Genomic DNA, 15,280 nt, shown 5'->3' with positions numbered 1-15,280 from the left:
TGATAAAAAGTTAGGTGATGTCTAACAGACAACTTAATTATCTTACCGAAGTTACAAGATCAAGTCAAGAACTTTTTAAAAATAATTTGAGGCATCAACGAGAAGCAGTTAAGCCTCAAAGCGTTGACGCCGTTGCTCTGTCGCAACAACAAGATATATATTACCAATTAGGAAAGGTGTGTGCAACCCTTTTTTACAAAAAAGTTGAATTTTTTTCAAAAACTAATTCGTATTGCAATATATGTGGTTATTTTACTACCATAAATACTTATCTGTCCATAGAAAAAAGCATCAGAAGCAAGTTTGCTTCCGATGCTTTTATTATTTGTCAGAATTTAATTCTGGTGCATCTGTTTGATACAGATCAACCATAGACTTATTGTCGTTTTGTGCTAAAAGACTTGTACCATTCTTCTTTTGTGCCTTCTTGAGTGCTTTCAAAGCTGTACTCTTCTTATATGAAAAGTCCTTCTTATTAACAGCCGTAAATCCTGGCAACTTATGGAATCTGAGAAGATCCCCATTAATAACACGATCTGACAATGATAATTCTGTCGTCACCTTATTAGATAGTTTTGCCTTCTCAGCTGCAGATATCTTCTTATCTACTTTACCAGTCTTAGTATTATAGTATGTACTTCCAACCTTAGTTACTGTTGGTGAAACAAAGTTACCATTTCTAAAGGCAACTACCTGTGAATGTTCACTGGATAGTAAATCACTACCGAATTGAATCATATTCTTATTATCGACACCCAATAGATTCAACAATGTTGGCAAGACATCAATCTCACCACCGTAAGTATGATTAATACCACCTTTTAAGCCATCCATATGGATCATAAATGGTACTCGTTGATACTGAGCATCATTGAATTCATTGAACCCTTTAATTCCAGTTAGCTTAGCCATTGCCTTCTTGTGATTATTAGAAATACCATAGTGGTCACCATAGAGTACCACCATACTATTTTTATCTAATCCAGTTTCCTTCAACCAAGCCATAAACTCACCAATTGATTCATCCAAATATCGTGCAGTTTGAACATAACCATCAACAGTCTTATCACCAGTATCAGTCTTAGAAATACTTTGATTCTTTTTATCCAATGTATATGGATAGTGGTTTGTGACAGTAATTAATTTAGCATAGAAAGGTTGTGGTAATTGTTCAATATATTGAGCCGAATCTTTCAAGAAAATCTTATCTTTCATACCATAGCCGATATTATAGCTCTTCTTTTCCTTATAGTAATTAGAACTAAAGAAGTAATCATAACCCCATGATTTATATGCATTATCACGATTCCAGAAACTTGGAACATCCCCATGGAATGAAGCTGTTGTATAGCCATCCTGATCCAGAATTGCTGGAGCAGCTTGGAAGGTATTAGTTGTACCATCGGTAACCATAGCTGAACCTTCTGGTAAACCAAAGAGTGAGTTCTCTAACATTAACTCAGCATCAGCTGTCTTACCTTGTCCAACTTGATTAAAGAAATTATCAAAACTTAAAGTATCATCTTCATGATAAAGCTTATTTAAGTTAGGAGTAACCTCTTGTCCATCCCACTTAAAGTCGATCATAAATTGTTGCAGACTCTCCAAATGAATAATGAAGACATTCTTACCTTTAGCAACCCCTGTATATTCTACATTAGGCTGAACATAATTATTCTTCATATACTTCTCAATTGAATCAATGTCTGAACTCTTAGCTTGTGACTTAACTGCATTGGTTTTTGTCGTCTTAACCATATCATAAACATTAAAGACATTGAGTCCTAAATACTTAACTATATAGTTATTATCAAAAGTTCTCGTCAATAATTGCGAACGATCACTTTCAGCCAAAGTTAAATTAGCTCCGAACAACAAAACAGCCAATGAACTAACTAAAACTGGTATTCTCCAGTTTAAACGTTTGACATCCATCTTGATAAGATGAAATGACAACAATAATATCAAGATAATAACATCAATAAAAACTAAGAAATCAGTAGGTTTTAAAATACCCAGAATACTTTTACCAAGGTTATTTGAAACTGATCCTGACCCTTTAATAAGTACCATTGTTAAAAAGTCTGAAAACTCTCGATAGTACAAAATGTTTGAGAATAACCAAACTGTATCCAAAAAATCAACAATCAGTAGGAAGATATAAGACTTTCTTCCTTTCATATATAATGAAATACCAAATAGCAGCAACATAACTGGAATTGGATTAATAATCATTAAAAATGTTTGGATTGAACCCTTAACACCTAAGTTAAACTTTGTTTCATAAGCATAGATAGTTTTAAGAGTATATAAAAATACAGCTAGGACTACAAAACCCAGCCTAGTATTTAAAAAATTAGAAATACTTTTAGTAATACGCTTCATTATTTTCGCTCCATAGATTTATTAGCAACTTGTTGTCCAATTTTCGGTTTCTTCGAAACAGCAATAATCCCTAAGAACATCCCCAAATAATACGTAATAAATCTCCATAAAAACATTCCCAAAATTAATCCTGACGGAGAAGGTATAAATCCAGCAAACAATGTCTTGAAACTGAACTCTGCCCCACCTGATCCACCAGGGATTGGGAAAATCGAGACAATCATAACGATCATAATATGCATAACTAAAACATCAATAACATTTACATGATCGCAATTTAATGCCAACAATACAAAGTAAACTACAAAATAATATAAAAACAGTTGAACAATAGTCAGTAATGAAGCTTTAATAACTTTTTTCTTCTCTTGCTTCAAAACTAAACTTTCTTTATAAAAGCTGTCAATACTGTTCATAGCTGACTGTAAAATTCTATCACGTTTTTCTTCTTTAAGAAAAAACAAAACTGGTTTTAAAACTAATTGAACCATCTTTTTGGTGAAGTCATAGTAATACATAATCATCAATAAGAACGAAATAGTCACTACATGAATAACCATTCCAAATACAATCAACGTAGCCAAACCCGAAAAATGTTTTGCCACACTGTTAAAACTTACTACCATTGCAATGATAAAGTTAACCAAAACCATCGCTTGATAAATAACAAACTTCATCAATAAAACCGAACTCGCTCTACCACCATCTATTTTAGACTGCATCAATCCAACTAATTGTGCTGGTTGACCACCAGATGAGAAAGGTGTTATCGCATTAAACAAAGCTTGAATCAATGGGATACGATACATTTCCCACCAACCAAACTTTCGATCTTCTTTTTTCTTTAATAAAGTATGCAAAACCATTGCTTCCACACCATACGATAGTAAGATCGATAAAAATGCTACCGCTAGCCAGAAGTAATTTAAACTCTTAAAAGTTGAAACTAAAGAATTGAAATCAATTTTTCTAGCTTCCCACCAGAAAATACCAATTCCTAATCCTAGCATTACAAAAAGTGCTGCTATTTGTTTTCTACTCATTATTTATCCCGTTTAGCAATATTATATTGACTCGTATAGAAATCATACCAAATTTTACTCAAGTTTTCCTCTGAGTACTGATCGGCAGCTTCTTTTGATTTTTTCTTGAAGCCATCCAGAATGGAACGATCCTGATTCGCTTTGTTAATAAAAGCATTCATGTCAGAAAAACCATCAGCTTTTTGATAATAACCATCAATAATAGCACGATATAATTCAAGATCACGCAAGAGAACTGGTGCGCCACAACTGAAAGCCTCTAAAACTGACATTGGGAACAATTCATCATATGAAGGTAACAAGAATAAATCACAGATATTATAGTAGTTGACCAAATCATTTCTATCAACTATCCCCGTAAACTTCATATTAGCAGGTGCATTGTCGATCATATCCTTATAACGATCATAACCATCAGTGATCTTACCAAATGAGAAACCACCTGCCCAGATAAATTCAATATCCGGATTCGTTTGAGCTAGTTTATAAAAATCGTCAACACCCTTACGCTCTTGCACTTGGCCATCACCAAATACAACAAATTTATCCTCAGGGATACCTAATTTCTTACGGAAATCAGCTTTTTCTTGAGCCGTTTTTTCATAAAAATTATCCGTTGAAACAAAGTTAGGAATATATTTAATTTTATTTCTATCCAAACCATGAGCAACCAACTTATCAATAAAAGTAGGATTTACTACAACAATTTGATCCATCCTTTTATAAAAACTGATGACATATTTATAAAAAATACTCTTAGCAGGCTCTGGCAATTTGATACTTCCCTCTAATGTTTCTGGAAGAAAATGCACGTAACCTATTTTACGACCACGTTTTTTAGAAAATGTAGACAAGTAAAACTGTGGGTCAATCGTATGATAGTGGCTTAAATCGCTCGTATGATAATCATTTATTTTGACATCAAACTCATCGCTGAAATGATCTTGCAATAAATTGATCAATTCTTTATAAGCACTACCGACGCCTTGTCCGGCAACCTTATCTGCAGATGAAAACATGTTTATTTTAATCATTAGAATACTCCTCTGGATCTATTGATGAATCGGAAAGTTTTTCTCTCACAAAGTAATCCTCAGCTCGACGATAAAAATCAAGAATTGCATTACCAAATCCATCAGATGAAATACCATATAATACCTTTTGACGCGCTTCTCGATCATCAAATGAATTAGGATGATCCAAATACGTTTCAATCTTAGGTACTAATTGGTCATCTTCGTTGAATGTTACACCAACTGAAGGATCCGTCAACAAGGCATCAGTATAAGGTGCACTTCTAACGACAATCTTTGTACCTGATGCAATCGCTTCAATATAAGTCAAACCTTGTGATTCAGTATCACTTGAAGAAACAAATAAATTAGCCATGTGATAATAAGGTGAAATTTGATCATGCTCCACTTCACCAGTAAAAATAACATTATCACTCACACCTAAATCATGACTCATTTGAACTAACTCATCCATATCTGGACCATCACCAACAATAACTAGCATAATCTTAGGATTATATTTCAACAATTCCGGCATTGATTTCAACATATGGTCAATTTTCTTTTCTAAAGCAATTCGACTTAACATCAAAATAACCGGTGTATCTTCAGAAATACCGAGTTTTTCTCGAACTATTGAAGCATTAACAGGTTTTGTATATTCAGATAAATCAACACCAGTTGGAATAATTGAAATAGGCGTTTTGATATTATAGCGATCCATTGTTTCCTTGACTTGTTTACTTGGAGCCACAACGCCAGAAGCATTTTTCAAAAAAAGTCTCGTCATTTGTTTTACGTGATATGGCTTCAAAAGATGACCATTTAAAACATAATGCAAGTAATCTTCGTACATTGTGTGATATGTGTGAACAAATGGAATCTTCAGTTGTTTTGCAACGAATTTACCCATCATACCAAGCGAAAACTCTGTTTGTGTGTGAATAATATCTAGTTTTAATTCTTTAGCTAAATCAACCGCATGAAACATCCCACGAATTGCAATTCTTCTATCAGTAAATGAAATAAAAGGCACACTTGCTAGACGAAAAATATTTGGTTCAATCGTGTTCTTAGGAACATTAGGATCAGTCGTTGTAAAAATATAAACTGAGTGACCCTTTCTCTCTAAGTCGTTTTTCAATGTCTGGATTGATGTTGCTACCCCACTAACTTGAGGGAAGTATGTATCGGTAAAAATTCCGATATTCATAAAGACACATCTCCTCACAATACTTTATAAAGTAGATTATAACAAAAAAAAGAGGGAATCACTTCCCTCATCTCTGTCTTACCTTATTAATTTACTGAAACTCTTATTTTGCATCAAGAAATAGAAAATCACAGCACCAATTGCAACTACAACTAGTTCACCAAAACCAACTGTTACAAAGTTCAACCAGAATGGCAATTTCAAAATGAAATGCAATTCTGCACCGACAATAATTCCATTAACGACTGCACAAACTACTGGTACAGCCCATAAGAATTTATTTTCTGACGGAATCCTAGTGATAATTAGACAGGCAATAGCAGTTGCTAATGTTCCTAGAATCAAATCAGCTACTCCTAAAGAAGCACTGAAAATATTTGAAACAAAACAACCTACGATCAAAGACCAACTGTATTTATGATTGAAGAATGGCAATAACATCAAAATTTCGGAAACTCGAAATTGAATTTGACCGTAAGAAAATGCTGAAATTCCAGGAGCAATCGTCACTGCTACATAAAGAGCAGCAATCAATGCCAATTGTGTAATATCTCTTGTCTTTAAATTACTCAAAGTAAAACCTCCACTGTTTTAATTAATAGCAGGTTACCAGTGCAAACTGCCTTTAATAGGTTATCTTATTTTGAGGATAGTAGCAAGCAAAGAAAAAAGCCAAGAAGTTTTCTTCTCAGCTTAGTGATTAGTCTAAAGTACCACGAACACGTAATTGTTCATCAATTAAATCCAAAACTTTTTGACGATCATCAGGATTTTCAACAAAATCATATTTGTCACCGTCAATCTTCATCTTAGGACTGTAATCATAATCATCATACCAACCGTCATACCTAGCTAATAATTGATGATAATATTCTGGTAAAGTTGGATCTTGTTCTGGTTGTTCATATGAACGACCACGTTTTTCAATACGATGAATCATTGTATCGTATGAAATATCCAAATGAACTAACAAATCAGGAGCTTTCTTAGCAGCAGCATATGGAAGCTCTTGCATCATATTATCCAATAATTCATCATATACTTTAACTTCTTGTGGAGTAGCTCTACCCATATCAGCATTCATATGGAAAAATAGTGAATCTTCATAAATTGAACGGTCCAACACATTATTATCTTGCACCATTGCCTTCTTGATTGATTCAAAACGTTTGTTTAAGAAGTAAATTTGTAATAAAAATGCATACTTCTTAGGGTCTTTATAAAATAGCGGCAAAACGGGGTTATTATCAACCTGTTCATAGAAAGCCTCTGTTCCTAAGTGTTCTGATAAAACTGTTGCCAATGAACTCTTTCCGGCTCCAATTGCGCCGCTCAATACGATCATCATTATTCTCCTCCATACATCAATTGATTCTTTAATTTAATTCTCTTAATTTGTAAAAAAACAACATTCACTATGATATCACTTCTATTCTATATATTGTACAGATTTCTAAAATTTCACAAGATATGGTAGTCATGATAACGAGTTACTACCTATAAGTAAGGCTTTTTTAAACTAATATTTATTTATTAATATTTTAGTCAATCCCCTGTTTAAAGTTTTCCATTCATTCTATAATTAAAATTGTATTCAATTAGAAAGGGGAAAGAATATGGGGAAAAAATTACGCAATTTTTTAATTGCACTTGTCGCTTCTCTGGGATTAGTTATTTTAGTATTTTCTAATCAAACTACTTCCACTGAAGCTGCAACATATACAACATCTCAAGGTTCAGATGGTTTCCTTACTGGCATGAGTATCAAACAAAAAGACCATGGTACTGCTAGTAACGTCGAAGTTACTTTGAATTGGGATACAACTGGTACTCAATTAAACAACGGTGATACTTGGGAAATTCAGTTACCACCTACTCTTAAAGTTAGAGAGCCAGGAGATAAGTTCGACCTAACCAATGATAATGGGGAAAAAATCGGTGAAGCAATTCTGAATTCCGATAACACTATTCTTGTTACTTTTACTGATGTTGAAGGAAAAACTGATTTCAATGGATCTTTGAATTTAACTTCAGGACTTGGCGTTGGTAAAGACGCTGTGGTCGGACAAAACGATGTCCAAATTGGTAATCAGCATGACAATATGACTGTTGTTACCTCTGATAGTGACTTTTCTAAAAAAGGAACTATGGGTAAGGACGCTGATGGTAACCCAATCATTACTTGGACCATTTTAGCAAATCGTAACAGTGGAGATTTTCCTAACTTGCTCGTTAAGGATTTAAATATTACTGATGGGACTCAAACTTATATTCCAGGTTCTGTTAATGTCTACGAATCAAGTTGGTCATCTCCAGGTTATTATAAAAAGGACCGCTTGTTAGATTCTAGCGAATATAAATCTTTTTATGAAGATGGAAATGGTTTCTCTGTTGGTTTACCTCAAAACAATCAATTCTACGCAATTACTTTCCAAACAAGAATTGACGATCCAGCCAACGCAAGTAACGGAAATAAATTCAGAAATAATGCTGAATACACTTGGGGAAATACTGGTGGAAACGGAACTAATTCCGGAAATGTTAGTGCTAGTGTAGTTGGTAACTCCAACTCTGGTAGTGGTAATGGTAATAATATTTTAGGTTCCGTACTCCTAACTAAAACTTCCACTGAAGACGGAGAAACCCCACTTCAAGGTGCAGTCTATGATATTTATGAATATGGCTCTGATACTCCCGTCAAACAAGGACTAACAACTGATACAAATGGTCAAATCAATGTTTCTGGCTTACCTGCTGGTAATTATTATTTCAAAGAAACAACCCCACCAGATGGTTATGAAGCTAATGGTAATGAAGTACCATTTACAATTTCCGGTACTACAACCACAACAGTTAAGGTAAATACCCAAGATGAACCAATTAATGACAATCCTGAAGGTTCAATCGTTATTATGAAAATTGATAAGGAAACTGGTTATCGACTAACCGGTGCTGAATTTGAAATTCTAGATAAAGACGGAAATTCAGTAGGAACTATTACAGTCGATGAATTAGGAATTGGTCACTATTACAATTTGCCATACGGTGACTATACCTTACATGAAATTAAGACTCCTAGTGGCTATATCAGCGGTAAGGATATCAGTTTTACGATTGACAAAGAAAATCCTACTCCATCAATGATTATCATTGAAAATGAAAAAATTACTGGTTCAGATGATACCTATATGGTAAGTCTTCAAAAGTTTGATCGTGAAGATATGACCATTGGCGTTCCAGATGCCGAATACAGTCTTTATTCTGAAGACGGAACATTCATCACCAAAAATGTTACTGATAAAGACGGAATGATAACTGTCGAAGGTCTAAAGCCTGGCAAATATTACTTCCTAGAAACTAAAGCACCTGATGGATATGATCTAAATCCTGATAAGATTGAATTTGAAATCACTGATGATTATGATGGTATTGGCCTAGGTACTTTAGAAACTTCAGACCCTAAGACTACTAGTGGTAATGAAGGAAATGGAAATACTGAAGAACCCGGTACTGACGTTGACGGCAATAATAATGAAGATAAAGATGGTAATGAAGAAGACAACAACGGTGGTATAATTGTCGATCCAGAAAATCCTGGTTCAAACAACAATAACAACAACGGTGATGGCGGAATCATTACTAACCCTATCAATCCCGGTAATTCAAACAATGGGTCAACTGGTTCATCTAACTCTAACGGTACACTTCCACAAACTGGTGCTAAATCTGGTTTGATTGCAAGCTTACTTGGTTTAGTTCTTCTAAGTGGTGTTGTTTATTACAAACGTCGCAACGCATAGAAAATGAAATCATTTAATTTTAAAGGTAAAAAATAGACCGAGAAGAAATTTCTCAGTCTATTTTTTTACCCTTAAAAGGCTCCACCGCCGGAACCTCCACCAAATCCACCAGATGACCCACCGGTAAAACCACCGGAACCTCCTGATAAACTTGAAGTACCTCCAGCACCAATAGCACCCGAAAATGCCGCCTGGAAACCGACTGATCCAACATTAATGAAACTAGTTGAGCCAATATAGTATGAAGCCACGATAGAATTGTTTATTTGCTCTTTTCCAAAGTTTACTTTCAATGCCTTAATAACTTTATCCGAAACGCCAAAAACGACCGCATAAGGCAGGAATTGCTCCCAAAGGATCAAATCTCCCACTTCCGCCATTTTAATATCATCAATATCCGTCAGCATTCGTTTGAAAGCCCTAATCTTATTAACTTCTATTTCCCCTAGATCTGTATAAACTGTAACTTTTTTCTTAGTGACCCAATAAATCAACCAATATAAACCGATAAACAATAAAGATAAGCCACTATTGATCCAAAGATTTTTACCAAAAATAAGTCCAATTACAAACATAAAGAACGTTATGATACTAGATGCAATTGCTGATATTCGATAATTGTCGACAAAATTCAAATTATCGAGATCCAGATACTTCTCACGCCCCTTAGCAGCTTCCTCAGCCCAATCATTGAACTTACGAAGCATCTTTCTATTGGTTCCATACCCTTTGGCCGAAGACTTGATCTGCCTTAAATTAACTTTTTTACCATCACCAACTTCATCAATTAAATACCTAAAAAAAGTATTAGTAGGTGGTGTTAATTTAACAATTTCATAAGTACTACCAAATTTTTCAATTTCTAAATGACGTTTACCTACTTCATTTAGCAAATCAGCTGTCAAAGAAAGATTATCTGCCTTGTCCTTTTTATCTAAAATAATTTTGGCAAAACTCGGCTTAAAATTCGGCTCATCGAAAGTATGATGTAAAGGTGTTGGTATCGTATGCTTTCGACTTGGATTCTTTACAAAATCATATAAGCGATATAAATAAATCACTAAAATAACTGCCGCACCAAATACCATTAAATAAATATAAGTCCACTTTTGGTGTGTTCGACTCATATTTGCTTCCTTAACAAGGCCCTGTTCATGAGCTATGGCACTTTGCTTATGTTTTTTATTAACAACGTTAGGATTATTAGGTGTCACAGTTGTAGGAAATAACATATGCGTTTCAACATGACCGTATGGTGCTAAGTATCCTAAAGTCATTTTAACTTGACCCTTTTTTCGATAAACATGCGTATAGCCATCCCTGTTGGTACTATGTGCCCAAGCCTGTAATTTGGAAACATTCTTTGCTGGTAAATTAACTGTCAAAACTACGTTATGTAAACTATTTTCCCAACCACTACCAATCATTTTCCAATTCAGCTCAGCTGTATCGGAATAATTAGTTACCACTTGATTCAAACGATACTTGTAAATAAAAGTTACGTTCTCTTTTTGAGCGGCATGATAGACCTTGATATCCATATTATTCTTACTTTTGGTGACCTTGAAAGTATCATTCTCACCAGAAGTAGAAGGTTTCAATTGTGTTGTTTTACGACCATTATCAATGAAAACCTGTGGATCAGTGACACTTTGAGCAGCATTAATATTCTGATTGTAATAAACTCCATGAAAATTACCGTTAAATTGATAATTGATTCGCTGCGTTAGATCAATGTCTCCATTCTTTTGAATATCAGCCGTAGCGTGATATTTTTCTACTTTAAAATTGCCATCGGCTTTAACAGTAGTTGCCGTTGAAAAAAACAATAGCATCCCGAGAATGGTGAACCATATTCCCCATATTTTCTTCATTGTTACCCCCAATTAAATCTCTATAAATATTTTATCATACTAATTTTAGGGCAAAAAAAAAGCGATCATCTGAAAGATTAATACGCATTTTTAATAACACGTCTAATCTCTCTTTCTTGATCACGTTTTTTAATTGTTTCACGTTTATCGTATTGTTTCTTACCTTCAGCTACGCCAATCAATACCTTAGCGAACCCATGCTTCAAATAAACTTTCAGAGGAACTACTGTAATTCCCTTTTCTTGAATACTTGAAGTAATCTTGCGAATTTCCTTTTTATGCAAAAGTAACTTGCGATTACGTAATGGATCGTGATTGAACATATTTCCTTGGTCATAGATGCTAATATTAACATTTTCTAACCATAGTTCACCATTTCTGGCTTGCACAAACCCATCTTTAATATTCATCTTACTTGCACGAACTGATTTTATCTCAGTCCCGGTCAAAGAAATACCCGCCTCATAAGTTTCTAAAATATTGTAATCATGACGAGCCTTACGATTATTAGCTACTTCATTAGCAGCTTTTGTATGATGTTTCTTCAAAAGAATCACCGTCTTTCGTATTTACCACGTCTTTTATGGTTATTGTTTCCATGGCCTTTATCTTTATCATTGTGGCGACCATGACCACCACGTCCGCGTCCATGTTGATTAGAACGTTTCTTTTTAAATTCAGCTTCACGTTTGTCAGCTTGTTCTTGTTCCTCAGGAGTTAATACTCGTTCAAAGTCAATTTGACGATGTTCGACATCGGCTCTGATCAACTTAACCTTGATTGGTTGACCGACCTTAAAGATCTTACCAGTGCCTCGTCCGTGCATTGACATGCTCTTCTCATCATATTCATAGAAGTCATCCTTCATGTTAGAAATATGAATTAAACCTTCAACTGTATTATCCAATTGAATGAACATTCCAAAGCTTGTCACTGAACTAACTACAGCATCAAAAGTATTTCCAACTTGATCAGCCATATATTCAGTCTTCTTCAAATCATCAACCGCACGCTCAGCATTAATTGAAATTCTTTCACGCCCTGAAGTGTGTTCAGCAATTTCTTGCAACTTATTAGACCACTTAGTTTGTTCTTCATCAGTAAAACCGTTTTCAGCATAACTGTGAATCATACGATGAACTGTTAAGTCAGGATAACGTCTGATTGGTGAAGTAAAGTGAGTATAATACTTCGCAGCCAAACCAAAATGGCCAAGTGGTTCATCAGAATATCTAGCTTGTTGTAAACTTCTCAAAAGCATAATCGTAACGACTTGCTCTTCTGGAGTACCAACGACACTTTGAAGAACATTTTGGAACATCTTTGGAGTAATCTCTTTTAGATTACCCTTCACTTGTACACCCATTGCAGCGGCAAATTCAAAGAAGTTCTTAACTTTTTCTTCATCAGGTTTTTCGTGAACACGATACAAGAATGGTACATGTTTAACATTGTAATGTTCAGCTACAGTTTCATTAGCAGCCAACATAAATGATTCGATCATCTTTTCTGAAGTACCACGTTCTCTTAACTTAATGTCAATTGGCTTACCATTTTCATCAACAATGATTTGTGCTTCTGTTTCTTCAAAGTCAATCGCACCACGTTCATGACGTTTGTTAAAGAGAATTTCATGAAGTTCTGCCATCTGTTTTAACATTGGAACTACTGGTGCATATTCCTCAGTTAATAGGTCGTCACCCTTCAAAATCTCGTTAACATTGTTATAAGTCATACGATACTTAGATCTAATAACACTAGGATAAATTTCATGTTTCAAAACATTACCTTGATGATCGATTTCCATTTCACAAGTAAGGGCCAAACGATCCTCACCAGGGTTCAATGAACAAATACCATTTGATAATCTAAACGGCAACATTGGAATTACTCGATCAACTAAATAAGTACTTGTACCACGAGCATAGGCTTCTTGATCAAGTGGTGAACCTTCTTTGACATAGTGAGTAACATCAGCAATATCAACTTCCAAATGGAAATTGCCATTAGGCAACATGTCCAATCCAACAGCATCATCAAAATCTTTTGAGTCATCCCCATCAATAGTGATAACCATATTTTCAGTTAAATCTTTGCGACCAACACGATCAGAATCCAAAACGTGATCAGGAACCTTTTCAGCTTCCTTCAAAACTTCACTAGGAAATTCTGGGTTGATATCATTATCAACTACGATCGACATAATGTCGACACCAGGATCATTCTTATTACCAATAACCTCTAAAGCTGTACCTTCCATACTTTGAGGGTGCTTAGCATTAGGATATTCATCAATTGATACTTGAACCATATCTCCAATTTGTGGATGCAAGCCCTTATCAGAAATAAAGATCATATATGAAGCAATCTTCTTTTCATGACTTTGAACGTAACCATAATGACCAGTCTTTTCAACTTGAGCATCACTATATGCATGGAATTCACCAACAGCCTTTGTCAATGAACGTTCTTCGATCTTAATAATTTCTCCTTCAGGTCCTTTATCGATCCAAGGATTTGATGGCTTAGTAATTTTTACTTCAACTGTATCTCCGTTGACAGCAAACATAGTGTTGCTTCTGGCAATAAATGCATCGGGATCTACTTCGTCATATCTAACGAAACCAAAACCCTTATCATTACCCTTAAAAGTTCCTTCAACAACAGTTTCAGGTGAAGCCATCTTAAACTCGTCTTTGTTGGTCAAAGAAATTTTACTTTCACCTTCCAAGACAGCTAAAGCTTTAACCACACGCTTAAAAGCAGAAGCACCATGCATTCTTAAAATGTCTTCGATCTGTTCTGATTTGTAACGACGATCAGGGTTGCTTCTAAAAACCTCTAGTATATCTGCAATTAATTTATTTTCTTTATCTGGCATTTCTTTCCTCAATTATTTTCTAAAAAATTTAACACATCGCTCTCAACTTGATTATGAGCTCTGTTAATCGTTAAAACATGCCCCGCATCGTACAAATGCAGCTGTGATGTTTTAACCTCTTGTGCCACCTTTGAAGCAGCATCGGGATTTACTAATTTATCACTCGTACCTTGACCTATAAAATATGGTCGTTTTATTTCAGCTAATTTTTCTGACACATCAACGGAAGTTTTTCTGATTTCGGTTAATTTAGCATCGATTTTTGACTCAACTAGTCTCATTTTAGAATCCAATTCCACTTCTGTTAAGTCCTGTTGAATAGCGTACACCTTTTTTGCATAAGTCAGAAAGGCATTTTTTATTCCGTGAAAACCACCTGTATATAAGGGTGATCCAAAAACTCCCCCACCACTTACATCATCTAATTCTTCAACTGCCTTAGTAGCAAAAATTGCTCCTAATGACAGGCCAAAAACATAGATATTTTTCTTGTTTTGTTCTTTAAGATATTGAACTGCTGCTTGTGTCTGTTGCCACCACTTTTCAGTTGAACCCAATTCCAAAATATCTAAGGGTTCTTTCGTCCCATGCCCAGCAAACATAGGTGCATAAGCCGAATAATTATTTCTTTCTAAGAACCTTCCCAATAACCGCATGTCATTAGACGTTCCCGAAAAAGAATGTAGCAACAATACCGCACTTGTCCCATTATCAAAATAGAATGGTTTAGGTGTTAAAATTTTCATGCTATTTTGCTCCTTATAACAAAAAACCTCCTGAGTAACTTCAGGAGGATAAATTGCTTAGTGAGATGATAAGTATACTAGTACGATTGAAAAAACAAAGAACAATACTAGTAAAACGTAGGTAACCTTAACCATGAAGGCTTCAAAACCACGTTTCTTCTGGTTGCTGAATAGGTCCCCACCACCACCAGACAATGCATTCAAAGCATCTTGTTGCTTTGTTGGTTGCATCAATACGGCAATGATTATCAAAATGGATACAATTATCAACAATGTTTCGATAATATTATACACCTGTAAAACCTCCGTTCATGGTGTTTAAAGC

The 15,280-nt window shown here is 34.8% G+C and carries 12 protein-coding genes; 1 reads left to right on the top strand and 11 read right to left on the bottom strand.

The window, feature by feature from the left end; translation table 11 throughout:
• Positions 1 to 321 precede the first annotated feature (321 nt).
• The 6 genes from LAB100_RS10240 to LAB100_RS10215 form a co-directional block, all read right to left on the bottom strand.
• Positions 322 to 2,385: an LTA synthase family protein gene (locus LAB100_RS10240; protein WP_119327430.1), complete on the bottom strand. Its 2,064-nt coding sequence runs from the start codon at positions 2,383 to 2,385 to the stop codon at positions 322 to 324.
• On the bottom strand, positions 2,385 to 3,428 hold the full coding sequence (locus tag LAB100_RS10235) for a lysylphosphatidylglycerol synthase transmembrane domain-containing protein (RefSeq protein ID WP_119327429.1): 1,044 nt from the start codon (positions 3,426 to 3,428) through the stop codon (positions 2,385 to 2,387). Before LAB100_RS10235 ends, LAB100_RS10240 begins: the two co-directional genes overlap by 1 nt.
• Entirely contained in the window at positions 3,428 to 4,462 is a 1,035-nt protein-coding gene (locus LAB100_RS10230; RefSeq protein ID WP_119327428.1) for a glycosyltransferase family 4 protein, read from the bottom strand. Before LAB100_RS10230 ends, LAB100_RS10235 begins: the two co-directional genes overlap by 1 nt.
• The gene (locus LAB100_RS10225; protein WP_119327427.1) at positions 4,455 to 5,654 is read right to left on the bottom strand and encodes a glycosyltransferase family 4 protein; all 1,200 of its coding nucleotides are present in this window, start codon (positions 5,652 to 5,654) and stop codon (positions 4,455 to 4,457) included. The genes LAB100_RS10230 and LAB100_RS10225 overlap by 8 nt, the downstream gene beginning before the upstream one ends.
• Before the next feature lie 78 nt (positions 5,655 to 5,732).
• Complete coding sequence (locus tag LAB100_RS10220) at positions 5,733 to 6,227, bottom strand: QueT transporter family protein (protein WP_119327426.1); 495 nt, start codon at positions 6,225 to 6,227, stop codon at positions 5,733 to 5,735.
• A gap of 127 nt (positions 6,228 to 6,354) precedes the next feature.
• Complete coding sequence (locus LAB100_RS10215) at positions 6,355 to 6,999, bottom strand: deoxynucleoside kinase (protein WP_119327434.1); 645 nt, start codon at positions 6,997 to 6,999, stop codon at positions 6,355 to 6,357.
• Between the two features lie 271 nt (positions 7,000 to 7,270).
• On the opposite strand from LAB100_RS10215, the gene LAB100_RS10210 reads away from it, so the two are divergent.
• Positions 7,271 to 9,454, top strand: coding sequence for a SpaA isopeptide-forming pilin-related protein (locus LAB100_RS10210; RefSeq protein WP_119327433.1), 2,184 nt, complete (start codon positions 7,271 to 7,273; stop codon positions 9,452 to 9,454).
• A 71-nt stretch (positions 9,455 to 9,525) separates the two neighbouring features.
• Here LAB100_RS10210 and LAB100_RS10205 read toward each other — a convergent pair whose 3' ends face one another.
• The 5 genes from LAB100_RS10205 to secG all read right to left on the bottom strand — a co-directional run bounded on the left by LAB100_RS10205 (position 9,526) and on the right by secG (position 15,249).
• Positions 9,526 to 11,328, bottom strand: coding sequence for a DUF2207 domain-containing protein (locus tag LAB100_RS10205; RefSeq protein ID WP_119327425.1), 1,803 nt, complete (start codon positions 11,326 to 11,328; stop codon positions 9,526 to 9,528).
• A gap of 77 nt (positions 11,329 to 11,405) precedes the next feature.
• The gene (smpB, locus tag LAB100_RS10200; RefSeq protein WP_119327424.1) at positions 11,406 to 11,876 is read right to left on the bottom strand and encodes an SsrA-binding protein SmpB; all 471 of its coding nucleotides are present in this window, start codon (positions 11,874 to 11,876) and stop codon (positions 11,406 to 11,408) included.
• Between the two features lie 5 nt (positions 11,877 to 11,881).
• Positions 11,882 to 14,209: a ribonuclease R gene (gene rnr / locus LAB100_RS10195; RefSeq protein WP_119327423.1), complete on the bottom strand. Its 2,328-nt coding sequence runs from the start codon at positions 14,207 to 14,209 to the stop codon at positions 11,882 to 11,884.
• 8 nt (positions 14,210 to 14,217) lie between these two features.
• Positions 14,218 to 14,955, bottom strand: coding sequence for an alpha/beta hydrolase (locus LAB100_RS10190; protein WP_119327422.1), 738 nt, complete (start codon positions 14,953 to 14,955; stop codon positions 14,218 to 14,220).
• A gap of 57 nt (positions 14,956 to 15,012) precedes the next feature.
• Positions 15,013 to 15,249, bottom strand: a complete 237-nt coding sequence (gene secG, locus LAB100_RS10185) for a preprotein translocase subunit SecG (protein WP_102195198.1) — start codon at positions 15,247 to 15,249, stop codon at positions 15,013 to 15,015.
• Positions 15,250 to 15,280 lie beyond the last annotated feature (31 nt).

Origin of the sequence: Companilactobacillus musae (genome assembly GCF_003967595.1) — a bacterium.
Lineage (GTDB): Bacteria > Bacillota > Bacilli > Lactobacillales > Lactobacillaceae > Companilactobacillus > Companilactobacillus musae.
The sequence above is the reverse complement of the archived record's forward strand: the minus strand, read 5'-3'. Positions and strand labels throughout refer to the sequence as shown.